The organism is Streptomyces glomeratus, assembly GCF_021462825.1.
In the GTDB taxonomy this organism is placed as follows: Bacteria; Actinomycetota; Actinomycetes; order Streptomycetales; family Streptomycetaceae; genus Streptomyces; species Streptomyces glomeratus.
In genome coordinates, this window is sequence record NZ_JAKEEB010000002.1 from 376,226 (window position 1) to 399,450 (window position 23,225).

A 23,225-nucleotide genomic window follows, 5' to 3' on the forward strand; every position below is an offset into this window, starting at 1 on the left:
CATGGACTCCGCTCAGAGAGTGCGCAGCAGCACCGCCGGCTGTTCCACGCAGTCCGCCACGTACCTCAGGAAGCCACCCGCCGTGCCGCCGTCGCAGACCCGGTGATCGAAGGTGAGCGAGAGCTGCACGACCTGCCGCACCGCCAGCTCGCCCTCGTACACCCAGGGCCTGGGCACGATCCGGCCGACGCCGAGCATGGCCGCCTCGGGGTGGTTGATGATCGGTGTCGAGCCGTCGACGCCGAACACTCCGTAGTTGTTCAACGTGAAGGTCCCGGCGGTGAGTTCCCCGGGGGTGAGCGTGCCGGCCCGCGCTGCCTCGGTCAGCCGGGCGAACTCCGCGGTGAGCGATTCGGCGTCCCGCGCGTGCGCGTCCCGGACGACGGGGACGACGAGTCCCCGTTCGGTCTGCGCGGCGAACCCGAGGTGCACCTGGTCGAGCCGGACGATCTCCCGGGCCTCCGTGTCCACGGTGGAGTTCAGCTCGGGGAAACGGGCGAGCGCGGAGGTGCAGATGCGGGCCAGCAGGGCGAGCAGGGAGATCCTGGGGCCTCCCGTCGCGTTCATGGCCGCCCGCGCGCGCATCAGTTCCGTGGCGTCGGCGTCCACCCAGCAGGTCGCGTCGGGGATCTCACGCCGGCTCCGGGAAAGCTTGTCGGCGACGGCCCCGCGGACGCCCTTGAGCGGGATCCGGGTGCCTGCGGTGGTCGCCGCGGGCCTCGGCGCGAGCGAGTCCGGCGCGGATCCGGCGGGAACCACGGGGGCGGCCGTGACCGCCGTGGTCCTCGTCCCGCCGCCGCGTGCCGTGGCGGCCCGCAGGGCGTCCTCCACATCCGCCCGCAGGATCAGCCCGTCCGGCCCGGAACCCCTCAAGTGCCGAAGATCGACGCCGTTGTCACGGGCGAGCCTGCGGACGAGCGGGGAGATCACCGGGACGGGTCCGTCGAGATACCGGGGGACGTCCGCACGGTGGCCGCGCGTCGAAGCCGCCGACGCCGAAGCGGAGGGGACCGGAGCCGGTCCCTCGACGGAATCGACCGTCCGCGGGACCCCGTCCGTGGGGCGGGCGTCCGGCCGGGGCGGTCGGACCCGGCGGCGCCGGGCGGGAGCCGCCGACGTTCCGTACCCGACCAGCACGTTCCCCGAGGATTCGTCGCCCTCTTCCGCGGGTGCACCCACGGCGACCGTCAACAGCGGTGCGCCGACGGGAAGTTCCGTGCCCTCCTCGCCGTAGCGGGCCGTGACCACGCCCCCGTAGGGGCAGGGCACCTCGACCATCGCCTTGGCCGTCTCGACCTCGACGACGGGCTGGTCGACCGTGACGACGTCCCCGACCTGCACCAGCCAGCGGACGATCTCCGCCTCGGTCAGTCCCTCCCCGAGGTCCGGCAGCCTGAACTCGAGTACCTGGGCCATCAGCTGTCCGCCTCCCACTGCAGACGCCCCACGGCGTCCAGGATCCGGTCGACGCCCGGCAGATGGTGGCGCTCCAGCATGGGCGGCGGGTAGGGGATGTCGAATCCGGCCACCCGCAGCACCGGCGCGTCCAGATAGTGGAAGCAGCGCTCGGTCACCCGCGCGGCGATCTCCCCGCCGGGACCGCCGAAGCCGGTCGACTCGTGCACCACCACGGCCCGGCCCGTACGGCGCACGGAGGCGGTGACCGTCTCGTCGTCGAAGGGCACCAGGGAGCGCAGATCGACGACCTCGAGGTCCCAGCCCTCGGCACGGGCCGCCTCGGCCGCCTCCAGACAGACGGGCACCGAGGGCCCGTAGGTGATGAGCGTCGCACTGCGGCCCGTACGCCGCACCACCGCACGGCCTATCGGAGCCACGGTCTCGGGCTCGTCCGGGTTCCAGGAGTCCTTCGACCAGTACAGGCGCTTGGGCTCGAGGAAGACGACCGGGTCGTCGGATGCGATAGCGGCGCGCAGCAGCCCGTAGGCGTCCGCGACCGTGGCGGGCGTGACGACGTGGAGACCCGGGGTCGCCATGTAGTAGGCCTCGGAGGAGTCGCTGTGGTGCTCGACGCCGCCGATGCCTCCTCCGTAGGGGACCCGGATCGTCAGGGGCAGCGGCATGGCGCCGCGGGTGCGGTTGCGCATGCGCGAGACATGGCTGACCAGCTGCTCGAACGCGGGGTAGGCGAAGGCGTCGAACTGCATCTCCACGACCGGCCTGAGGCCGTACATCGCCATGCCGACGGCCGTGCCGAGGATGCCGGCCTCGGCGAGCGGCGTGTCCGTGCAGCGGTCGTCGCCGAACTCCTTGGCGAGTCCGTCTGTGACACGGAAGACGCCGCCGAGCGTACCGACGTCCTCGCCCATGACGTGCACGGACGGGTCGGCGGCCATGGCGTCGCGCATCGCGCGCGTGAGGGCCTGCGCCATGGTGGCCGGCTTGAGGGCAACGGTCGTCATCGCCCGGCTCCTTCCGGTCCGGCCGCCTCGGCGTCCAGCTCCGCCCGCAGCTGCGCCTGCTGCTCGAGGAGTTGGGTGGTGGGCTGGGCATACACGTGGGTGAAGAGGTCCATGGGGTCGAGTGCCGGGTCCTGGTTCATGCGCGCACGCAGGTCGGCCGCCATGGCCTCGGCGTCCTCACGCGCGGACCGTATCCCGTCCTCCTCGAGGAGACCGCGCTGCGTCAACTCCCGCTCCAGCAGCGCGATCGGGTCGTGGGCCTGCCAGGACTCGACCTCGGCGTCGCCGCGGTAGCGGGTCGCGTCGTCGGCGTTCGTGTGGGCGTCGATGCGGTACGTCACCGCCTCGACGAGGGTGGGGCCGCCTCCGGCGCGCGCGTGCCGTACGGCCTCGCCGAGGACCTCGTGCACGGCGGCGGCGTCGTTTCCGTCGACCAGACGGCCCGGCATGCCGTAGCCGACGGCCTTGTGCGCCAGGGAGGGCGCCGCGGTCTGCTTGGCGAGCGGGACGGAGATCGCGAAGCCGTTGTTCTGGACCAGGAAGACGACCGGCGCCTGCCACACCGCGGCGAAGTTCATGGCCTCGTGGAAATCGCCCTCGCTGGTGCCGCCGTCGCCGACCATGGCGAGGGCGACCACGTCGTCGCCCTTCAGGCGCGCGGCGTGCGCCAGGCCCACGGCGTGCGGCAGCTGGGTGGCCAGCGGGGTGGACAGGGGCGCCACCCGGTGTTCGTACGGGTCGTAGCCGGTGTGCCAGTCACCGCGCAGCAGGGTGAGGGCCTCGACGGGGTCGACGCCGCGGGCGACGGCCGCGAGCGTGTCGCGGTAGCTGGGGAAGAGCCAGTCGCGTTCCTCGAGGACGAATGCCGCGGCGACCTGGCAGGCCTCCTGCCCGGTGCTGGAGGGGTAGACGGCCAGGCGGCCCTGCTTGGTGAGCGCCGTCGCCTGCGCGTTGTACCGGCGGCCGCGCACCAGCTGGGCGTACAGCCGGCGCAGGAGCTCCGGGTCGGCCTTGGCGGCCGCCTCGGTGCCGAGGACGCGGTACGGCAGTGCGTCGGGCAGCAGCGGAGCGGGATCGGTACGGGGCTGCCAGGCGGGCGGCGGAGTCGGCCGGTAGGCACCCCGCTGCTCCATGACCGTCATGACGGCACCTCCTCGTGGGAGCGGCTTCAGGCGCGCCACGGGGGTGATGCGCCTCACCTACCGATTGTTCGGTCGTTGGCACATTTTGGCTACAGGCCCCTTCAGGCTGTGGACAAACGGTTCTCCACAACTTGAGATGGACGCAGTATGTCCATGGTAGAGAGGCGGGGGCACATGGCACCTGAACAAATGGCCGAGCCGCCGGAGCACGGCCCCGCACTTCCGCCGCCACGCCCCCTCGACGCCATCGACCAGGACATCCTCCACATACTCCAATCGGATGGCCGCGCCTCCATACGGTCGGTCGCAGAACGTGTCCACGTCTCACGCGCCAACGCCTACGCACGGATCAACCGGCTCGTCGAGGACGGTGTGATCCGCGGCTTCGGTGCCCGGGTCAACCACGAACGCGCCGGTCAGGGCACCTCGGCCTACATCACCCTGAAAATCGTCCAGAACTCCTGGCGTACGGTCCGCGAGCAGCTGCGCGTACTCCCCGGCGCCTCGCACATCGCCCTGGTGGGCGGCGACTTCGACGTGCTGCTCCTGGTCCACACGCCCGACAACAGGGCCCTGCGCGAACTGGTCCTCACCCGGCTGCAGGCGATCCCCGAAGTGCTCAGCACACGCACCCTGCTGGTGTTCGAGGAGGAGGACCTGGAGCCGGAGGGCTGACCCGGGCGCCCAGCCGACCCGGGCGGCCCGGACGGCCCGGGCGCGAGGCGGCGGCAGGACGGCTCGGCGGCGGCCCGGGCAGACCCCTCAGCGGTCGGTGCGCAGCCCCGAGAAGACCAACTGGACGACCGCGTCGGCGACTTCCCGCTCACCCATGCCGCGGCCGTCGGGCCGGTACCACTCCACGATCGAGTTGATCATCCCGAAGACCAGCCGCGTCGCGAGCCGCACCTCCACATCGCCGCGCACGTCCCCGTCGGCGGCGGCGGCCTTGAGCAGCTCGGCCACCTGATGGTCGAACTCGCGGCGCCGCTCCAGCGCCCACCGCTCGGTGCCGGTGTTGCCGCGTACCCGCAGCAGCAGCGTCACGTACGGCAGCTCGGCGGTGAGCACCTCGACCATGCGCCGTACGACGTACTCCAGCCGTTCCACGGCACGGCCCACGTGCGCGTGGTCCTCCTCCAGGATCCCGAAGAGTCCGTCCAGCGCACGGCTGACGGCCCGGCGCAGCAGCTCCTCCTTGCCCGCGACGTGGTGGTAGATGGACGACTTCGAGATGCCGGCGGCCTTGGAGAGGTGCTCCATGGACGTGCCGTCGTAGCCGCGCTCGTTGAAGACCTGTACGGCGACGGAGAGCAGGCTCTCCGGGGTGTACGTGTCGCGCTTGACCGTGCTCATGAGATGCCCTCCCGCTTCTGCGAGGCGTACGCGTGGCGGTAGAGGGCGAGGGACGGTGCGTACCGTCCGGAGGGGTCGCGCATGTGCAGGTCGTCCAGGAGGTCGTAGGCCCAGCTGCGGCCGAGCCTGCGGCTCCACTCGAAGGGCCCCAGGGGGTAGTTGACGCCGAGGCGCATCGCGGTGTCGATGTCCTCCTCGGTTGCCACGCCCTTGGCGACGGCGTCGTGCGCCAGGTCGACGATCCGGGCCACCGTCCGCGCGACGATCATGCCGGGTACGTCCCCGATGACGCTGACCTCCTTGCCGAGCGCCTGGAAGAGCCCGGTGGCCTCGGCGAGGGTCGCCGGCGAGGTGTCCTGGGAGGCGGACAGGGCGATACGGGTCGCCCTGCGGTAGTCGAGCGCCAGGTCGAAGTAGACGACGTCGCGGAACTCCACGGAGGTCTGCCCGTCCGCCAGGGCCAGCTGCCCGCCGCTGGGCAGCACCAGGCGGGTGCCGTGGTCCTCGTCGTCCTCACGGACACCGATGCCCGCCTCGCGGATCAGCGCGAGCAGTTCCGCGGCGGGGCCGAGGTCGCCCTCGGCGACGACGTAGGCGGGGGGCTGTGCCTTCTCCGCGGTGTGCGGCTCCGGCCGCTCGGCGCCGTCCCCGTAGTCGTACCAGCCCTGTCCGGCCTTGCGGCCGAGCCGGCCGGACTCCACCAGCCGCCGCTGGGCGAGCGAGGGCGTGAACCGCACGTCCTGGAAGAAGGACTCCCACACGGAGCGGGTGACGGATTCGTTGACGTCCTGCCCGATGAGGTCGGTCAGTTCGAACGCGCCCATCCGGAAGCCGCCCGACTCGCGCAGGACCGCGTCGATGGTGGCGGGGTCGGCGGCCTGTGCCTCGTACACCGCGAAGGCCTCGGCGTAGAAGGGCCGGGCGATGCGGTTGACGATGAAGCCGGGGGTGTCCGCGCAGGCGACCGTCGTCTTGCCCCAGGCGCGGGCCGTCTCGTACGCGCGCGTGGCCGACGTGACGTCGGTGGCGAACCCGGAGACGACCTCCACCAGCGGCATCAGCGGCGCGGGGTTGAAGAAGTGCAGGCCGACGAAACGGCCCGGACTACGCAGGGCGCCGCCGACGGCGGTCACCGACAGGGACGAGGTGTTGGTGGCGAGCAGGCAGTCGTCGCCGACGACCGACTCCAGCTCCCGGAACAGCTGCTGCTTGACGTCGAGCCGCTCCAGGACCGCCTCCACGACGAGCCCGCAGTCCGCCAGCTCGGCCAGGCTCCCGGCGGGATGGAGGCGGGCGCGGGCCGTGTCCCGCTCGGCAGCGGTGAGCCGGTCCTTGTCGACGAGCCGGTCGAGGCGGGCGCCGATCGCCGCGGCCGCCTCGCGGGCGCGGCCCGGAACGGCGTCGTAGAGCCGCACCGGGTGGCCCGCGACCAGCGCGACCTGGGCGATGCCCTGGCCCATGGTGCCGGTGCCCACGACGGCCACAGGGCTGCTGAGGTCGAGTGCTGTCATGTGCGCGATCCTCCCGCACCGGGTTTTCCACAGATACGGCAGGCCCCCTTGTACCGACCGATCGTTCGGTTACTCTAACTCTGTCCGCCTGTTTCTGCCCAGGTCATGAACTCGACGAAGAGTTCTCGAGACGAGGAGTTGGTCCCGCATGGCCGCCGAACTCACCGCGCACCAGCTGATCGCCCAGCACCGGCCCACCCTCGACCAGGCGCTGGAGGCCATCCGCACACGCGCGTACTGGTCCCCGCATCCCGAGCACCCCAAGGCGTACGGGGAGCACGGCAGCCTGGACGCCGCGGCGGGCAAGGCCGCCTTCGACGCCCTCCTCGGCACCCGTCTGGATCTCGGCCAGCCGGGCACGGACGACTGGACGGGCGGCGAGCTCTCGCCGTACGGGATCGAGCTGGGGATCACCTACCCCCACGCCGACATCGACGTCCTGCTGCCCGCCATGCGCGCCGGCCAGCGGGCGTGGCGCGACGCGGGCGCGGAGATCCGCGCCGTCGTGTGTCTGGAGATCCTCAAGCGCATCAGCGACCGGACGCACGAGTTCGCGCACGCGGTCATGCACACCAGCGGCCAGGCCTTCATGATGGCGTTCCAGGCGGGCGGCCCGCACGCCCAGGACCGCGGCCTGGAAGCGGTGGCGTACGCGTACGTGGAGCAGGTGCGCACACCCGAAACCGCGGAGTGGACCAAGCCCCAGGGCAAGCGTGACCCGCTGGTCCTCACCAAGACCTTCGTACCCGTCCCGCGCGGCATCGCGCTGGTCATCGGCTGCAACACCTTCCCGACGTGGAACGGCTACCCGGGCCTGTTCGCGTCCCTGGCCACCGGCAACGCGGTCCTTGTGAAGCCGCACCCGCGCGCGGTGCTGCCGCTCGCACTCACCGTGCAGGTGGCCCGCCAGGTGCTCGCCGAGGCGGGCTTCGACCCGAACCTGGTGGCGCTGGCCGCGGAGCGCCCGGGCGAGGGCATCGCCAAGACGCTCGCGGTGCGCCCGGAGATCCGCGTCATCGACTACACGGGCTCCACGACGTTCGGCGACTGGCTGGAGACCAACGCCCGCCAGGCGCAGGTCTACACGGAGAAGGCCGGCGTCAACACGGTGATCGTCGAGTCGACCGACGACTACAAGGGGATGCTGTCGAACCTGGCGTTCTCCCTGTCGCTGTACAGCGGGCAGATGTGCACCACCCCGCAGAACCTGCTGATCCCACGGGACGGCATCACCACCGACGAGGGCCCGAAGTCGTACGACGAGGTGGTCGCGGATCTCGCACGCTCGGTCGACGGCCTCCTGGGCGACGACGCACGCGCGAACGCGCTGCTCGGCGCGATCGTGAACCCGGACGTCAAGGCCCGTCTGGAGGCGGCGGCCGGACTCGGCGAGGTCGCGCTGGCGTCCCGGGAGATCACCAACCCCGAGTTCCCGAAGGCGGTCGTGCGGACGCCGGTGATCGTGAAGCTCGACGGCGCCAAGCCCGATGCGGAGGCCGCCTACATGAGCGAGTGCTTCGGCCCGGTCTCCTTCGCCGTCGCCGTCGACTCGGCGGCGGACGCGATCGAGCTGCTGCGCCGGACCGTCCGGGAGAAGGGCGCGATGACCGTCGGCGCGTACACCACCTCCGAGGAGGTGGAGCAGGCAGTCGAGGAGGCCTGCCTGGAGGAGTGCGCCCAGCTGTCCCTCAACCTGACCGGCGGGGTGTACGTCAACCAGACGGCCGCCTTCTCCGACTTCCACGGCTCGGGCGGCAACGCGGCGGCCAACGCGGCCCTGTGCGACGGGGCGTTCGTGGCGAACCGCTTCCGGGTGGTGGAGGTCCGCCGGGAGGCGTAACCGCCGTTCAGGCGGATGCGCCCCCGGTGGCGCTCCAGTGGTACAGCGTCATGGCCACACTGGTGGCCAGGTTGTAGCTGGAGACCTGGGGGCGCATCGGCAGGGACACCAGGTGGTCGGTGCGGGAGCGCAGTTCGGCCGACAGTCCGGTGCGCTCCGAGCCGAACGCGAGCAGGGCGTCGTCCGGCAGCTTCAGGGCGCGGATGTCCTCGCCCTCCGGGTCCAGCGCGAAGACCGGGCCCGGCGGCAGCTCGGCCACCGGCAGCCGCTCCACGACGGTTGCGAAGTGGAGTCCGGCCCCGCCCCGCACGACCGTGGGATGCCAGGGGTCGAGCGTGCCGGTCGTCACCACGCCTGTGGCGCCGAAGCCGGCCGCGAGCCGGATCACCGCCCCCGCGTTGCCGAGGTTGCGCGGGTTGTCCAGGACGACGACGGGGGCGCTGCGGGGCGAGCGGCGGAGGGTCTCGAGGTTGGCCTCGCGCGAGGGGCGTACGGCGAGGGCGGCGACCGCGGTGGGATGCGGGCGTGGCACGAGAGCCCGGTAGGTGTCCTCGGAGACCTCCGTCAGGAGCGTCTCCAGCACGTCCCGCACGTCGGGCGCCAGCTCGTCGGCCAGGTCGAGCGCCGCCCTCCGGCCCGTGGTGACGGCGACCGGCACGTGCGCCTGGAAGCGCAGCGCGTGCTTGAGCGCATGGAAGCCGTCGAGGAGGACGGAGGCGTCGGCGAGCCTGCGCCAGATGCCCAACGGGTCGGCGGTGCTGCGGTGGGGGGCCGTCATGCCGTGCAGCCTACGTGCGCCGCAGACCGCCGGCTTCCGGGCGGCCCTGGCGGAGTCCCGGCCCGCCGTTGTGCGGCTCATACCCGGCTCACACCGTCCGACTGGCCTCCGGCGCCTCGGCCGGCTCCTCAGCGGGCGGCCGGGGCCCGCGCGGGCCGGGCAGCGGAATCCGGGCGCCGGACGTCGCCAGCCGTCCACGCGCGCGTGCCGCCCATCCGCCCAGCCGCCGCAGGAAGGACGTCGGCAGGAACACGACGTCGGCGGCGATCATCGCGAGCGAGAAGAACGGCAGCCCGAGCACCACGGCGATCACCGCGTGCTCGGTCATCATGGCCGCCAGCAGGACGTTCTTCACCCGCCGGTTGAGCAGCGTGAACGGGAACGCGACCTGCGTGGCGACCGTCCCGTACGTCACCAGGAGCACGATCACACCGTGCGCGGACAGCAGATCGGACAGGGCGGGCCACGGCGAGAAGTAGTCGAGATGGAGCGGGTAGTAGACCGCGGTGCCGTCCTGCCAGCGCGACCCCTGGATCTTGTACCAGCCGGCGGTCGAGTAGATCAGGCACGCCTCCGCCATGACGACCAGCAGGGCGGCGTTGTGGACGAGGTGGGCGACGACGTCCAGCAGGATGCGCGCTTCCGCGTGCGGGGCGCGCCGGACGACGTACCACCACAGAGCCTGCACGGCCCACAGACCCCACAGGGCGAGCCAGGCGCCGCTGATGCGGCCCGCGCCCGTCGCCACGGCCAGGGCGAGGCCGAGCACGACCCACAGCGCGGGGCCCGCCCGGTCGGGCCGCGGGTGGCGGCCACGCGCGCGTGCCGCACGGGCGCGCCGGGCCCGCCGCTCGTCCAGCGACCAGACCTGCCCGCAGCGCGTGAACACCAGATAGATCGCCATCAGATGGATGACGTTGTCACCGCCGTCGCCCATGAAGACGCTGCGGTTCTGCAGCGACAGCACACCCACCATGAACAGCACCGACATCGTGCGGGTGCGCCAGCCGACCAGCAGCAGTGCGCTGGACAGCACGGCGAGGGCGTACACGCTCTCGAACCACGCCTGGCTGTCGGACCACATCAGGACGGTGAAGGCGTGGTTGTCGGCGGTCAGCTGCCGGGCCAGGTCCCAGCTCCAGGGGCCGTCGGGCCCGTACAGCTCCTGGCGGTGCGGAAGCTCACGCAGCAGGAACAGCAGCCAGGTGGCGGCGAAGCCGATGCGGACGGCCGCGGTCTGGTACGGGCCGAGGGCGGCCCCGGTGACGAGGGCGATCCCGCGCGAGAGGCGCGCGGCGAACCGCTTCATCGGGCGCTCACCCCCGCCCGCTCGCCGTCCGGCAGCGGCCACCAGGGCAGCCGGCGGTACACGGGCGCCGTGCTGACCTGCTCGTCGCTCCACTCGGGGGGCGGCACGTTGGTGGTCCGGATGCGGACCTGGACGCCTTCGACGGTCTCGCCGGGCCGGGCCGCGTGCTCGCGGCCGAGGCGCAGCGCGACGACCCGGCGGAGATAGTCCTCGGACAGCGCGCCGCGCAGGCCCACGGGACGGTTCTCGCCCTCGTGCGAGGTGACGTAGAAGTCCCAGGCGCGGCGCAGCTCGTTCTGCTGGGTGTGGCTCGGCAGCAGGTTGCCGTCGATGGCGGCACCGTCGAGCGCGGACAGGTCGTACCAGCCGGTCGTCCGTGCGGCGCCGCCGCCGGTGCGCAGTTCGGCACGTGCCTGGACGTCGATGTTCTGCTGCAGCGGGTTGGGCGCGAAGAGTTTCCAGTTCTGCTCGAACTCGGGGTAGATCCAGGAGTCGATCGTCTTGCCGTGCTCCTTCGTCACCACGTTCGCGGGCGCGACGTGCAGGAACACCATGCCCAGGTGCACGCAGGCGGCCACGGTGACGGCCGAGAGGGCCAGCGCGGCGGGGATCTGGTAGCGGCGGGAGAGGGCGGCGATGCCGGTGCGCGGGGCCGCCGGGTCCGAAGTCGGCCCCTCCGCTTTCCGCGCGCCGACGGCGTCGGACGGACGTTCCCCTGCGGCACCGGGCGCCGCGGGGCGTTCCCGTGTGCCTGTGGTCTCCGCGGGACGTTCCCGTGCCCCCGTGACCTCCGCCGGACGTTCCCCCACCCCCGTGACCTCCGCCGGACGTTCCCCTACCCCCGTGACCTCCGCCGGACGTTCCCCTGCCCTCGTGGCCTCCTCCCGGCGCGGATCGCCGGGTACGTCGCGGGCGGCGCCGGCGCGCCGGGCGGACACCGGGTCGCCAAGGTCGCCCGGCCGTTCGAGCCGGGCGCCCGGTCCCTCGTCGTATGCGTCCATCCCGCCCCGTCTCCCGAGCTTTTGTGCCCGCGGTGCCGTCCCAGGCCGCGGACCCTGTCCGGCGACCGTCTCCGCCGTGGGCGGAGCGGATCGCATCACCCGTTCGCAGCACACCCCACGGCGTTCGCACGGGAACGGTACCCAGGCCCGCCCGCCCCGCACAGCGCATTGGGCACAGCGGCCGGACGGCTGCCGGGTGGTTGTCCACAGCGGTTGACACCCTACGGCGCCACGTCCCACCATTGAATCCACACGACCGAACGATCGGTCGGGCAAGGTGAGTGGTCGAGGGGGATCGCATGGCGACAGCAGCAGCGCACCGGCCGGCCCACGCGGACGGCACGGCACACATGGACGCGGCGGCCTATGAGGCAGTCTTCGACGCCGCCGTCGCAGCCGACGAGCGCATCGAGCCGCGCGACTGGATGCCCGACGCCTACCGCGCCACCCTGGTCCGGCAGATCGCCCAGCACGCGCACTCCGAGATCATCGGCATGCAGCCGGAGGCCAACTGGATCACGCGCGCGCCCTCCCTGCGGCGCAAGGCGATCCTCATGGCCAAGGTCCAGGACGAAGCAGGCCACGGGCTGTACCTGTACAGCGCGGCGGAAACGCTCGGCACCAGCCGCGACGAACTGCTCGACAAGCTCCACACTGGCCGCCAGAAGTACTCCTCGATCTTCAACTACCCCACGCTGACCTGGGCGGACGTCGGCGCCATCGGCTGGCTGGTGGACGGCGCCGCGATCACCAACCAGGTCCCCCTGTGCCGCTGCTCCTACGGCCCCTACGCCCGCGCGATGGTCCGCATCTGCAAAGAGGAGTCCTTCCACCAGCGCCAGGGCTACGAGCTGCTGATGACCCTCAGCCACGGCACCCCCGAGCAGCACGCGATGGCGCAGGACGCGGTGGACCGCTGGTGGTGGCCGTCCCTGATGATGTTCGGCCCGCCCGACGACGAGTCCGCGCACTCCGCGCAGTCCATGGCCTGGAAGATCAAGCGGCACTCGAACGACGAGCTGCGCCAGCGCTTCGTGGACATCTGCGTCCCTCAGGCCGAATCGCTGGGCCTCACCCTCCCCGACCCGGACCTCACATGGAACGAGGAACGCGGGCACTACGACTTCGGCCCCATCGACTGGACCGAGTTCCGGGACGTCCTCAAGGGCAACGGCCCCTGCAACGAGCAGCGGCTGACCCAGCGCAGGCGAGCCCACGACGACGGCGCCTGGGTACGGGACGCGGCCGCGGCGTACGCGGCGAAGCACAACGCGACAGGCACGGCCGACGCGTCCGCGCGGACGGCAGGCGGACCGTCGGCGGACCAGACCGACGAGAACGGAAAGGCGTGACCATGACGACCCAAGAGTGGCCGCTGTGGGAGGTCTTCGTGCGCTCGCGCCGAGGGCTCTCGCACACCCACGCCGGCAGCCTCCACGCCCCCGACGCCGAGCTGGCCCTGCGCAACGCACGTGACCTGTACACCCGGCGCGGCGAGGGCGTCTCGATCTGGGTCGTGCCGTCCGCCGCCATCACCGCGTCCTCACCGGACGAGAAGGACCCCTTCTTCGAACCCGCCGCCGACAAGCCCTACCGGCACCCCACGTTCTACGACATCCCGGAAGGGGTGAAGCACCTGTGACCGCCACCCTGCACACCACGGCCGCCCTGGCCCTCGGCGACGACGCCCTGGTGCTCTCACACCGCCTGGGGGAGTGGGCGGGGCACGCGCCCGTGCTCGAAGAGGAGGTGGCGCTCGCCAACATCGCCCTGGACCTGCTCGGCCAGGCCCGGGTGCTGCTGTCCATGGTCGGCGACGAGGACGAACTGGCCTACCTCCGCGAAGAGCGCGCCTTCCGCAATCTGCAACTGGTGGAACAGCCCAACGGCGACTTCGCACACACCATCGCCCGCCAGCTCTACTTCTCCACCTACCAACGGCTTCTGTACACGCACCTGGCCGCCGCGGACGGCGAGTTCGCGGGCCTCGCCGCCAAGGCGGTCAAGGAGGTCGCCTACCACCAGGACCACGCCGAACAGTGGACACTGCGGCTCGGCGACGGCACGGACGTCAGCCACGAGCGGATGCAGCGCGCGTGCCGGACGCTGTGGCGGTTCACGGGAGAGATGTTCCAGCCGGTCGAGGGCCTGGACATCGACTGGACGGGCATCAAGACGGCCTGGCTGGAATCGGTGGGTGACATCCTGCGCCGCGCCACCCTGGACATACCCGAAGGACCGCAGGCCGGGGCGTGGACCGCCGGCGCCGGCCGACAGGGCCTGCACACGGAGTCCTTCGGGCGGATGCTCGCCGAAATGCAGCATCTGCACCGCAGCCACCCGGGGGCGTCATGGTGACGGCCACGGCCCTCGAAGAGGAACTGCGCCGGCTCGCCGGCTCGGTCCCCGACCCCGAGCTGCCCGTGCTCACCCTGCAGGAACTGGGCGTCCTGCGGGCCGTCCATCTGCACGGCCCGGACGCGGTCGAGGTCGAACTCACCCCCACCTACACGGGATGCCCGGCCATCGAAGCGATGGCCATGGACATAAAGCGCGTGCTCCACGAACACGGCGTGACCCAGGTCGTGGTGCGCACCGTGCTGAGCCCCGCCTGGTCGACGGACGACATCTCCGACGAAGGCCGCCGCAAGCTCAGGGAGTTCGGGATCGCACCGCCCCGCGTACGGCCGGCATCCGGACCCGTGTCACTGGACCTCGGCCCCACACGCACGGCCGCAGGCTCCCGAGACACCGGCACCGCACCCCCGGTCACCGGCTCCCCCGAACCCGAAGAGCCCGTGCGCTGCCCGTTCTGCGGATCCGCCGAGACCGAGCTGCTCAGCCGCTTCTCGTCCACCGCGTGCAAGGCACTGCGCCGCTGTCTCGTCTGCCGTGAGCCCTTCGACCACTTCAAGGAGCTGTGATGGCCCGGTTCCACCCGCTCCCCGTGACCGCCGTCGACCGGCTCACCGACGACTCCGTGGCCCTGACCTTCGCAGTACCACCCGCACTGCGCGAGGAGTACCGGCACTCACCCGGCCAGCACCTCGCCCTGCGCCGCACCGTCGACGGCACGGAGGTACGGCGCACGTACTCGATCTGCTCCCCCGCACCGGCACCGGGCGGCGAGGGCCCGCACACACTGCGCGTAGCAGTCCGGTTCGTGGACGGAGGCGCCTTCTCCGCCTACGCGCTCAAGGAGATCGCCGTCGGCGACGAACTGGAGGTGATGACACCGGCGGGACGGTTCACGCTGGAGCCCGCGCCCGGGCTGTACGCGGCGATCGTCGGCGGCAGCGGAATCACCCCCGTCCTGTCCATCGTGACCACACTGCTGGAACGCGAGCCTCGCGCCCGGTTCTGCCTCCTGCGCAGCGACCGGACGTCCGCCTCGACGATGTTCCTGGAGGAGGTCGCCGACCTGAAGGACCGCTACCCCGAGCGGTTCCAGCTGGTCACGGTGCTCTCCCGGGAGGAACAGCAGGCGGGACTGCCGACCGGCCGGCTCGACGGGGAGCGGCTGTCCGGGCTGCTGCCGGCGCTGCTTCCGGTGGACGAGGTCGCGGGCTGGTTCCTGTGCGGACCGTTCGGACTGGTGCAGTCGGCGGAGCGGGCGCTGCGCGAGCTCGGGGTGCCGCGCACCCGCATCCATGAGGAGATCTTCCACGTGGACGCGGGCGCCACCGTCACGCCGTCCGCACCCGCTCCCGCGCACAGCACGGTGACCGCGCGGCTCGACGGGCGCGGCGGGACCTGGCCGGTCCGCGACGGCGAATCGCTGCTGGAGACGGTCCTGCGCAACCGGCCCGACGCCCCCTACGCCTGCAAGGGAGGAGTCTGCGGGACCTGCCGGGCCTTCCTGGTCTCGGGCGAGGTGCGCATGGACCGCAACTTCGCACTGGAACGGGAAGAGACGGACGCGGGATATGTGCTGGCGTGCCAGTCCCACCCGGTCACGGAGAAGGTGGAGCTGGACTTCGACCGGTGAGCGGCGGCCCCCGCCGGCAGGTCACCGGCCCCACGCCGCCCGACGTGCCCCGGACCGTTCCCTTCTTATAGAACCTGTTCTATCTTGACGCTCCGTCAGATCAGCGGAGCCGCCGGGAGGACAGGCCGTGGACTTCACCTTCAGCGAAGAGCAGCAGGCGGCGCTCGAGGCAGCGAAAGCCCTGTTCGCCGGGACCGCGCCGGACAAAGTACCCAGTCCCGCGCTGGCCCCCGGCGCCGTCGCCGACGACTTCGACCGAACACTGTGGACACGGCTCGCGGACACGGATCTGCTCAGCCTGCTGCTCGGCCCCGAGTACGGCGGCGCCGGCCTCGACCCCATCGCCCTCTGCCTGGTGCTACGGGAGTCCGCGAAGGCACTGGCACGCACACCCCTGCTCGAGAACACGGCCGCGGCCATCGCCCTCCAAGCCCACGGCAGCACCGAGGCTAAGGAGGAACTGCTCGCACGGACGGGCCGCGGGGAACTCGTCCTGACCGTCGCCGCCCACGGCCGGACCGGCCACGACCCGGCCGAACTCGCGGTGATCGCACGCCACGAACCGAACGGCACCTGGGTGCTGGACGGCACCCAGACCGCGGTGCCCTGGGCGCACACCGCCGACATCATCCTCGTACCCGCCCACACCCACGACTCGGGCCGCACCGTCCTCGCCCTCGTACCGCGGCATCACAACGGCGTCGTACTCACCGAACAGATCTCCACGACCGGCGAACGGCTCGCGGAACTACGCCTGGACTCGGCAGAAATCCCCGAGCGACACCTGCTCCACGCCGACGGTGCCTGGGAAGAACTCCGGCTGCTCCTCACCACCGGGACCTGCGCACTCGCCCTCGGACTCGGCGAAAAGGTGCTGGAGATGACCGCCGAGTACACCGGCAGGCGAGAACAGTTCGGCCACCCCCTCGCCACATTCCAGGCGGTCGCCGTACAGGCAGCCGACCGGTACATCGACCTGCGCGCCATGGAGGCCACGCTCTGGCAGGCGGCATGGCGCATCAGCTCCGGCGCCCCGGGCGCCCTGCCCGCCGCCGGCGACGTGGCAACCGCGAAGATCTGGGCATCAGAGGGCGTACGGCGAGTCGTGCAGACCGCGCAACACCTGCACGGAGGGTTCGGCGCCGACACCGACTACACCCTGCACCGATACCACGCCTGGGCCAAGCACCTGGAACTCTCACTCGGCCCCGCGGCGGCACACGAGGACGCCCTGGGCAACCTGATGGCGGCGCACCCCCTCGCATGACCCGCACACAAGCCCGCTCCCGGCCCCAGTCCGCCCCAGGAACTAGAGCACGAAGCCCGGCCCACCCTTGTCATCCACGACCGGGCGCCCCTCGGCGGCCCAGACCTGCATGCCACCGTCCACGTTCACCGCGTCGACACCCTGCTGCGCCAGGTACATCGCGACCTGCGCCGAACGGCCACCCGAGCGGCAGATCACATGCACCCGGCCGTCCTGCGGCACCGCCTGGGTGAACTCGCCATACCGGGCGACGAACTCGCTGAGGGGGATATGCAGCGCCCCCTCGGCGTGACCCGCCTGCCACTCGTCGTCCTCACGGACGTCCAGCAGGAAGTCGCCGTCCTTGAGGTCCGCGACCTCGACCGTGGGCACACCAGCTCCGAAATGCATACCCCCGACGCTACCCGACAAAAGCACGGACCGGCCTCGGCCCCGACCGCCGGAGCCGTACCCGGCGGGTCAGCCTCGCAGCGCCTCCAGCTCGGCTTCCTTCTCCGCGACCTGCGCCAGCAGCTGCTCGGCGATCTCGTTCAGCAGAGCGTCGGGGTCGTCGGGAGCGAGCCGCAGCATCGAGCCGATCGCGCTCTCCTCCAGTTCACTGGCCACGAGCGTGAGCAGATCCTTACGCTGGGCAAGCCACTCCAGGCGGGCATACAGCTCCTCGCTCCGGCTGGGCCTGCGCTCCTCGGGGACGGGGCCGGCAGCCCACTCCTCGGAGAGCTCCCGGAGCTGAGCCTCGTCACCACGCGCGTACGCCGCGTTGACCCGGGCGATGAACTCGTCACGCCGCTTGCGCTCGGCGTCGTCCTGGGCCAGATCGGGGTGCGCCTTGCGGGCCAGGTCGCGGTACAGCTTGCGGGCCTCCTCACTGGGGCGCACCCGCTGCGGGGGCCGCACCGGCTGGTCCGTGAGCATCGCCTGCGCCTCCGGGAACAGCCCGTCCGAGTCCATCCAGCCGTGGAACAGCTCCTCGACGCCGGGCATCGGCATCACCCGGGCGCGGGCCTCGTGAGCGCGGCGTATGTCCTCGGGATCCCCGCTACTGGCGGCCCGTGCCTCGGCGATCTCCGCCTCCAGTTCGTCGAGGCGCGTGTACATCGGTCCCAGCTTCTGGTGGTGCAGCCGCGAGAAGTTCTCCACCTCGACGCGGAAGGTCTCCAGAGCGATCTCGTACTCGATCAACGCCTGCTCGGCGGCCCTCACGGCCCGCTCCAGCCGCTCCTCGGGCCGCGGCCCGGACCCGCCACCGTCCTCACCGGTTCCCGGGGCCCGAGCAGAACCGGCAGAGTCCTGGCCGATCACCGGGGCCTCACCGGAACCGGCGGAGTCCTCGCCGGTCACCGGGGCCTCACCGGAACCGGCGCCATCCCCATCGGTCGCCGGGGTTCCGCCGGAACCGGCGCGCTCGGCGAGCGGCTCGTCGGCAGCGGACACGGACTCGCTCTGCTCGGCTTCGGGGGTCGTCACCGGACCAGCGTATGACACGCGGGGAGGGCTGCTGCGGGGTCCGGCGAGGTCCCTGGGCCCTCGAGCAGGTCAACGTAGCGCCCGGGGGGCTCCCCTCCCCCTCCCCCCACCCTCCCCGCCCCCCAGAACTCCCTCAGACCCCCATCTCCCCCGCAATACGCCCACTCCGCACCGCAGCGACCAACTCCGCGTGGTCCGCCTCCGTGCGGTCCGCATAGGCCACGGCGAATGCGGCGATCGCCTCGTCGAGTTCCTCGTTCTTGCCGCAGTAGCCCGAGATCAGGCGCGGGTCGGCGCTGTGACTGTGCGCGCGGGCCAGCAGCGCTCCGGTCATACGGGCGTAGTCGTCTATCTGGTCGGCGGCGAGCGCTGCGGGGTCGACGCTGCCCTTGCGGTTACGGAACTGCCGCACCTGGTAGGGACGTCCGTCGACCGATGTCCAGCCCAGCAGGATGTCGCTGACCACTTGCATGCGCTTCTGGCCGAGGACGACCCGGCGGCCTTCGTGCTCCGCCTCCGGCACCGGGTGGCCGGCCGTCGCCAGATGGGGGAGCAGGGCGGAGGGGCGCGCCTCCTTGACCTGGAGGACCAGGGGTTCGCCGCGGTGGTCGAGGAGCAGCACCACATAGGAGCGCGTGCCGACGCTGCCCGTGCCCACCACGCGGAACGCGACATCGTGCACCGCGTACCGGCCGAGCAGCGGGAGGCGGTCCTCGGACAGGGTCGTCAGGTAGTGCTCCAGGGATGCGGCGACCGCCGCCGCCTCGGCGTCCGGTATGCGGCGCAGCACCGGTGGCGCGTCCACGAAACGGCGGCCGCCGCCGTCGGCCGTCTCCGTCGACTTCGCCGCGAACCGTCCGCTGGTGTTGGCCCGGGCCTTCTCGGAGACCCTCTCCAGGGTGCCGAGCAGGTCGTGGGCGTCCGTGTGGGAGACCAGTTCCTCGTCGGCGATCGCATTCCACGCGTCCAGGACCGGGAGTCTGGCCAGCAGGCGCATGGTGCGGCGGTAGGCGCCGGCCGCGTCCTGCGCGGCTTGGCGGCAGGTGTCCTCGTCGGCTCCGGCCTCGCGGCCGGCGAGGACCAGTGATGCGGCGAGGCGTTTGAGGTCCCACTCCCAGGGGCCGTGGACCGTCTCGTCGAAGTCGTTCAGGTCGATGACGAGGCCGCCGCGGGCGTCTCCGTAGAGCCCGAAGTTGGCCGCGTGGGCGTCGCCGCAGATCTGGGTGCGGATGCCCGTGGTCGGGGTGCGGGCGAGGTCGTAGGCCATGAGGCCTGCCGATCCGCGCAGGAACGCGAAGGGAGTGGCGGCCATCCTGCCGACGCGTATGGGGGTCAGTTCGGTGAGGCGGCCGTGGTTGGACTCCTCGACGGCGGTGACCGCGTCGGGGCGGTCGGCGTCCACCACGAGTTCGGCGTGCGCCCTGCGCCGTACGCGGGAGCGCAGTGCCTTGCCTTCGTCCTTGGGTGATTCGGGGGCGGGCCATCGCGCGAAGCCCCGCACTGCGGAAATCCTGCTCGTCTGCAGCGGCAACGCCGCCTCGGTCTCCGTGCCGGTCTCGGTCACGCCGACCGCCTCCCCCCGTGTCCGCTGTCCTTGCAGCCGTACGAACATCAACTGCGGATGACCGTACAGCGGGTGGGAGTGGGAGCGTCAGACCCTGTGGACAACTCAACGGGTGTGGACAACCTGGTCACAGCGCACCTGGCGGCCGCACGGCGGAGGCGATCCGGCAGCGTTCGGGGGCGGTGGGGACCGTCAGCCTCGAGCAGGGAGCCTCCGGGCGGCCTTTGGGCCGAAGGTGATGCAATGAGCACGTGGCGTTCGGCCAGGCCCTCGCCCTCCCGCTCGTGCTCGGTCCCGGAGGAGCCGACAGGCTCTGCCCCCGAGGATCGAGGGCGCCGAGGATCGACGATGAGGAGAGTCCGGAGTGACCCCTGAACAGTTGCGTTCCTTCTGTCTTTCCTTCAATGCGGCTGTGGAGGAGTTTCCCTTCTCCTCGTTCCGGGAGCTCTCCGTCTTCAAGGTGGAGGGCAAGGCCTTCGCCCTGACGAGCCTGGAAGCCCGCCCGCTCACCGTGAACCTGAAGTGCGACCCGGAGGACGCGTTGCGCCTGCGCGGTGAGCACCCGGGGCTGATCGTCCCGGGGTGGCACATGAACAAGCGTCACTGGAACACCGTGACAGTGGACGGGGAACTGCCGGACCTCCTGGTCCAAGAGCTCGTCGAGGACTCGTACGACCTCGTCGTGGCGGGCCTGCCACGAACCGCGCGTCTACGCCTGGACCGCCCCTGAAGCGGCTGTCTGGCCGGCTTCCTCGTCCAGCCGCTCGACCAGGAGCATCGCCGCGTCGTCCGCCAGGTGGCCGCCGTTATGGCGGATCAGTTCCAGGTGCAGACATTCCAGGAACTCCGTCGGACTGCACGGATGCACCGCTTCGACGGCCTCGTGCAGGGAGAAGAACGCGCCGTCCGGGCTGCGGGCTTCGACCACCCCGTCGGTGTACAGCAGCAAACGGTCACCGGGCGCAAACGGATGGTTCTCGACCTCGGCAGGAGAAACGGCCATGAATTCGTCCAGGCCGAGGGGCGGCAGATCCATGGTGGGCACCAGGGCCCCGACCTTGCCGTGGCGTACCACCAGCGGGGGCGGGTGGCCGCGGTTCACCACCTGGACCTCGAAGGCGTCGGTCACCTGGGCGACAACCGCGGTGACGAAATCCTCGGCCGGATCTTCCTCGTCGCTCCTGCTGAGAGCCGTCGGCGCGGCGCGCTCCCGTTCCAGCGCGGCCGCGCAGTGGTTCACCACCTCGAGCAGATCCTCCTCATAGTGCGCGGCCTCCCGGAACGCTCCGAGCACGGCTGCGGCCAAGCGCACGGCGGACAGTCCCTTGCCCCGGACGTCACCCATGATCACCCGCACTCCGTACCGGGTCTGCGTGGCTTCGTAGAGATCTCCGCCGATCTGCGCTCCTGTCTCTGCCGCGAGGTAGATGCTGGCCAGCCGTGCCGGGCCCAGCCGTGCCGGAACACCTCGCACGAGGACTCGCTGGGCGGCCTCGGCGACCCGGCGAACCTGGTCGAGCTCCGTCTGTCTGCGCGTCCGCATGGCATTGCCCACGGTCATGCTGGCCACGGACACCATGAGCAGGGACAGAAGGTTGCTGTAGCCCTGGGCGCCCCACGTGTGGTGCACCGTCAACGAGTACACGGTGACGGCGCAGGCTCCGGCCGCTGCCGTGAGAATGCCTCTCGGGCCCATCGTCAACGAAGCCAAGGCGGGTGTGGCGGCGAGAATGGGACCGGTTACCACTGCGTGTGCGGGCGAGAACTCGATCCCCAACGCGAACAGCACGATCATGAACGGCACGCACTGTCCGAGCCTGAAGAGAACCCGGTCATGACCGCCCGCTCCTGATGGGCCAGGTGAGCGGAAGAGCGACCGCATGGCTACAGCTTGACTCACCGAGGTCGAGCGTTCCACTCAACACCTTGCTCCGGACCGTCGCCGCACCTGCGGGGCCGCGCTCCGTTTCAGAGGTTCGCTGCCGGAGACAGAGGCGGAACCGCCACCGGCTGTGGCCGTCAGGACGGCCGTGTATCAGCGATCCGAACTTGGCTCGGCGGTGCCGTCCGAGGTCGTCTCGGCTTTCGTGTAGAGGATCTCGCGGGCCTGCTCCGCGGCGCGGGTGATGCCCTCGGAGACGAAGTCGACGAAGCGGGCGATGTTCTCGAGGCGGATGGCGGCCGGGGTGTCGGGGCCGAGGATGCTGACGCCCTGCCGTGCGGTCTCGGCGAGCTGGGCGTTGGATCGGGCACCGGCGATCATTGCCTGGTACCAGAGCTCGTCGTCGACGACATAGCGCTCGCGGCTGCGTTCGCCGCGTTCCCGGCGGATGAGGTCCAGGCCTTCGAGGAATCTGACCGCTTTGGAGATGGACGCCGGGCTGACCTGGAGGCGCTGGGCGAGTTGGGACGCGGTGAGGCTGCCCGCGTCGGTGGTGTAGAGGCAGGTCAGCACCCGGGACATCATCTTGGGCAGCCCCTGCTGCATGAGGAGGGTGGTGAACGTCTCCTCGTACTCGCGTACGGCCTCGGCGTCGCGTCCGTGGGCCTGCGGGAGCTCCTGCGGCCCTCGGGGCGTGGCCGGCCTGCGCCGGTGGGCGCGGCGTTCGGTGGCGCGGTGGGCGAGGTCGGCGCGGTAGGCGGTGGGGCCGCCGTTGCGCATCACCTCACGGGTGACCGTCGAGGTGGGACGGTCGAGGCGTCGGGCGATCTCGGCGTAGGCGAGGCCGTCGGCCAGACCCAGCGCGATCTGCTGGCGTTCCTGCTGGGTGAGCCTGCCTCCCGGCATCACGATCTCCTTCGTGCTCCTTGGTGCGTCCAGCATAGCGTTCACTCCGGACTTATTGCAACGAACAGAGGGCTTCCGTTGCTTTGATCGCATATTCATTGCAACGATATTGCACCCTCTACCTGCATTGATATCGACTGTCTGCAATGAACTTGTTGCTGCCAAACTGAATGCAACGTAGCGTTTCCGGTGCCAGAAAGAGCGAGTCGAAGGAGCGCACGATGCAGAAGCAGCAGAGCACGATGCAGAAGTTCGACACCCCCGCCCCGATCTCCGCCGTTCTCGACATCCCCGCGGGACGCATCCGGTGCATCGCCGCCGACCGGGCCGACACCACGGTCGAGGTCCTGCCCGCGGACGCCTCCAAGACCCGCGACATGCAGGCGGCGGAGCAGACCACGGTCCACTACGGCGACGGCGTCCTGCGGATCCAGACCCCGGCCGGGAACCGGATCCTCGGCGCTTCCGGATGCATCGAGGTGACCATCCAGCTGCCGGTCGGCTCCCGCATCGAGGCGAAGGCGGCCAGTGCCGGGTTCCGGGGCGTCGGACGGCTCGGCGACGTCGCCTTCGAGGGCTCACAGGGCTCGGTCGAGCTCGACGAGGCCGAAAGCGCCCGCCTCACCCTCCTCGCCGGAGACGTCTCGGTCGGCCGCCTGCACGGCCCCGCGCGGATCAGCACCCAGAAGGGCGACCTCCACATCGCCGAGGCCGTGCGCGGCACGGTCACACTGCGCACCGAACACGGCGGGATCTCGGTCGGCGCCGCCCGCGGAGTCTCCGCCTCCCTGGACGCC

Annotated in this window: 23 protein-coding genes; 10 read left to right on the forward strand and 13 right to left on the reverse strand. The window is 71.3% G+C overall.

Annotated features, from left to right (window positions below; all coding sequences use genetic code 11):
- Nucleotides 1–12 precede the first annotated feature (12 nt).
- Genes LZ604_RS03740 through pdhA form a run of 3 tightly spaced genes read right to left on the reverse strand, consistent with a single transcriptional unit; the run spans nucleotide 13 to nucleotide 3,562 of the window.
- Nucleotides 13–1,416, reverse strand: a complete 1,404-nt coding sequence (locus LZ604_RS03740; protein WP_234512587.1) for a dihydrolipoamide acetyltransferase family protein — start codon at nucleotides 1,414–1,416, stop codon at nucleotides 13–15.
- Nucleotides 1,416–2,420 (reverse strand): alpha-ketoacid dehydrogenase subunit beta, encoded by a 1,005-nt coding sequence (locus tag LZ604_RS03745; protein WP_234512588.1) that lies wholly within the window; start codon nucleotides 2,418–2,420, stop codon nucleotides 1,416–1,418. Before LZ604_RS03745 ends, LZ604_RS03740 begins: the two co-directional genes overlap by 1 nt.
- The gene (gene pdhA, locus LZ604_RS03750) at nucleotides 2,417–3,562 is read right to left on the reverse strand and encodes a pyruvate dehydrogenase (acetyl-transferring) E1 component subunit alpha (protein WP_234512589.1); all 1,146 of its coding nucleotides are present in this window, start codon (nucleotides 3,560–3,562) and stop codon (nucleotides 2,417–2,419) included. Before pdhA ends, LZ604_RS03745 begins: the two co-directional genes overlap by 4 nt.
- A gap of 189 nt (nucleotides 3,563–3,751) precedes the next feature.
- Here pdhA and LZ604_RS03755 point away from each other — a divergent pair, with 189 nt between their 5' ends.
- Nucleotides 3,752–4,237 carry an Lrp/AsnC family transcriptional regulator gene (locus LZ604_RS03755; protein ID WP_234512639.1) on the forward strand — a complete coding sequence of 162 codons (486 nt, stop codon included), beginning with the start codon at nucleotides 3,752–3,754 and terminating at the stop codon, nucleotides 4,235–4,237.
- An 87-nt stretch (nucleotides 4,238–4,324) separates the two neighbouring features.
- On the opposite strand, the gene LZ604_RS03760 is transcribed toward LZ604_RS03755, so the two are convergent.
- Together LZ604_RS03760 and LZ604_RS03765 are read right to left on the reverse strand one after the other, a co-directional pair.
- A complete protein-coding gene (locus LZ604_RS03760; RefSeq protein ID WP_234512590.1) occupies nucleotides 4,325–4,915 on the reverse strand; it encodes a TetR/AcrR family transcriptional regulator in 591 nt (196 codons plus the stop codon).
- The gene (locus LZ604_RS03765; RefSeq protein ID WP_234512591.1) at nucleotides 4,912–6,426 is read right to left on the reverse strand and encodes a 3-hydroxyacyl-CoA dehydrogenase; all 1,515 of its coding nucleotides are present in this window, start codon (nucleotides 6,424–6,426) and stop codon (nucleotides 4,912–4,914) included. Before LZ604_RS03765 ends, LZ604_RS03760 begins: the two co-directional genes overlap by 4 nt.
- Nucleotides 6,427–6,574: 148 nt before the next feature.
- Here LZ604_RS03765 and paaN point away from each other — a divergent pair, with 148 nt between their 5' ends.
- Nucleotides 6,575–8,266: a phenylacetic acid degradation protein PaaN gene (gene paaN, locus LZ604_RS03770; RefSeq protein WP_234512592.1), complete on the forward strand. Its 1,692-nt coding sequence runs from the start codon at nucleotides 6,575–6,577 to the stop codon at nucleotides 8,264–8,266.
- Between the two features lie 7 nt (nucleotides 8,267–8,273).
- Here paaN and LZ604_RS03775 read toward each other — a convergent pair whose 3' ends face one another.
- The 3 genes from LZ604_RS03775 to LZ604_RS03785 form a co-directional block, all read right to left on the reverse strand.
- Nucleotides 8,274–9,044 carry a TrmH family RNA methyltransferase gene (locus tag LZ604_RS03775; protein WP_234512593.1) on the reverse strand — a complete coding sequence of 257 codons (771 nt, stop codon included), beginning with the start codon at nucleotides 9,042–9,044 and terminating at the stop codon, nucleotides 8,274–8,276.
- An 88-nt stretch (nucleotides 9,045–9,132) separates the two neighbouring features.
- Entirely contained in the window at nucleotides 9,133–10,353 is a 1,221-nt protein-coding gene (locus LZ604_RS03780) for an HTTM domain-containing protein (protein ID WP_234512594.1), read from the reverse strand.
- Nucleotides 10,350–11,354 (reverse strand): DUF5819 family protein, encoded by a 1,005-nt coding sequence (locus LZ604_RS03785; protein ID WP_234512595.1) that lies wholly within the window; start codon nucleotides 11,352–11,354, stop codon nucleotides 10,350–10,352. Before LZ604_RS03785 ends, LZ604_RS03780 begins: the two co-directional genes overlap by 4 nt.
- Nucleotides 11,355–11,653: 299 nt before the next feature.
- Between LZ604_RS03785 and paaA the strand changes: the two genes are divergently transcribed.
- The 6 genes from paaA to LZ604_RS03815 all read left to right on the forward strand — a co-directional run bounded on the left by paaA (nucleotide 11,654) and on the right by LZ604_RS03815 (nucleotide 16,609).
- Nucleotides 11,654–12,706 (forward strand): 1,2-phenylacetyl-CoA epoxidase subunit PaaA, encoded by a 1,053-nt coding sequence (gene paaA / locus LZ604_RS03790; protein WP_234512596.1) that lies wholly within the window; start codon nucleotides 11,654–11,656, stop codon nucleotides 12,704–12,706.
- A 2-nt stretch (nucleotides 12,707–12,708) separates the two neighbouring features.
- Nucleotides 12,709–12,996: a 1,2-phenylacetyl-CoA epoxidase subunit PaaB gene (gene paaB, locus LZ604_RS03795; RefSeq protein WP_055493897.1), complete on the forward strand. Its 288-nt coding sequence runs from the start codon at nucleotides 12,709–12,711 to the stop codon at nucleotides 12,994–12,996.
- The gene (gene paaC / locus LZ604_RS03800; RefSeq protein WP_234512597.1) at nucleotides 12,993–13,712 is read left to right on the forward strand and encodes a 1,2-phenylacetyl-CoA epoxidase subunit PaaC; all 720 of its coding nucleotides are present in this window, start codon (nucleotides 12,993–12,995) and stop codon (nucleotides 13,710–13,712) included. Before paaB ends, paaC begins: the two co-directional genes overlap by 4 nt.
- Nucleotides 13,706–14,278, forward strand: coding sequence for a 1,2-phenylacetyl-CoA epoxidase subunit PaaD (gene paaD / locus LZ604_RS03805; protein WP_234512598.1), 573 nt, complete (start codon nucleotides 13,706–13,708; stop codon nucleotides 14,276–14,278). The genes paaC and paaD overlap by 7 nt, the downstream gene beginning before the upstream one ends.
- Nucleotides 14,278–15,342 carry a 2Fe-2S iron-sulfur cluster-binding protein gene (locus LZ604_RS03810; protein ID WP_234512599.1) on the forward strand — a complete coding sequence of 355 codons (1,065 nt, stop codon included), beginning with the start codon at nucleotides 14,278–14,280 and terminating at the stop codon, nucleotides 15,340–15,342. The genes paaD and LZ604_RS03810 overlap by 1 nt, the downstream gene beginning before the upstream one ends.
- A gap of 127 nt (nucleotides 15,343–15,469) precedes the next feature.
- On the forward strand, nucleotides 15,470–16,609 hold the full coding sequence (locus LZ604_RS03815) for an acyl-CoA dehydrogenase family protein (RefSeq protein ID WP_234512600.1): 1,140 nt from the start codon (nucleotides 15,470–15,472) through the stop codon (nucleotides 16,607–16,609).
- A gap of 42 nt (nucleotides 16,610–16,651) precedes the next feature.
- Here LZ604_RS03815 and LZ604_RS03820 read toward each other — a convergent pair whose 3' ends face one another.
- From LZ604_RS03820 to LZ604_RS03830, 3 genes are all read right to left on the reverse strand, one after another.
- Nucleotides 16,652–16,981: a rhodanese-like domain-containing protein gene (locus LZ604_RS03820; RefSeq protein WP_234512640.1), complete on the reverse strand. Its 330-nt coding sequence runs from the start codon at nucleotides 16,979–16,981 to the stop codon at nucleotides 16,652–16,654.
- A gap of 87 nt (nucleotides 16,982–17,068) precedes the next feature.
- Nucleotides 17,069–18,076, reverse strand: coding sequence for a J domain-containing protein (locus LZ604_RS03825; RefSeq protein WP_234512601.1), 1,008 nt, complete (start codon nucleotides 18,074–18,076; stop codon nucleotides 17,069–17,071).
- 133 nt (nucleotides 18,077–18,209) lie between these two features.
- The gene (locus tag LZ604_RS03830) at nucleotides 18,210–19,688 is read right to left on the reverse strand and encodes a DUF2252 domain-containing protein (RefSeq protein WP_234512642.1); all 1,479 of its coding nucleotides are present in this window, start codon (nucleotides 19,686–19,688) and stop codon (nucleotides 18,210–18,212) included.
- A 316-nt stretch (nucleotides 19,689–20,004) separates the two neighbouring features.
- Between LZ604_RS03830 and LZ604_RS03835 the strand changes: the two genes are divergently transcribed.
- The gene (locus tag LZ604_RS03835; protein WP_234512602.1) at nucleotides 20,005–20,370 is read left to right on the forward strand and encodes an MmcQ/YjbR family DNA-binding protein; all 366 of its coding nucleotides are present in this window, start codon (nucleotides 20,005–20,007) and stop codon (nucleotides 20,368–20,370) included.
- Here LZ604_RS03835 and LZ604_RS03840 read toward each other — a convergent pair.
- Both LZ604_RS03840 and LZ604_RS03845 read right to left on the reverse strand, forming a co-directional pair.
- Entirely contained in the window at nucleotides 20,350–21,270 is a 921-nt protein-coding gene (locus LZ604_RS03840; protein WP_308283559.1) for a PP2C family protein-serine/threonine phosphatase, read from the reverse strand. The two genes, LZ604_RS03835 and LZ604_RS03840, sit on opposite strands and share 21 nt — an antisense overlap.
- 405 nt (nucleotides 21,271–21,675) lie before the next feature.
- Entirely contained in the window at nucleotides 21,676–22,428 is a 753-nt protein-coding gene (locus tag LZ604_RS03845) for a helix-turn-helix domain-containing protein (protein ID WP_234512643.1), read from the reverse strand.
- Between the two features lie 242 nt (nucleotides 22,429–22,670).
- Here LZ604_RS03845 and LZ604_RS03850 point away from each other — a divergent pair.
- Nucleotides 22,671–23,225: DUF4097 family beta strand repeat-containing protein (locus LZ604_RS03850; protein ID WP_234512644.1), on the forward strand; the 555-nt coding region annotated here is incomplete at its 3' end.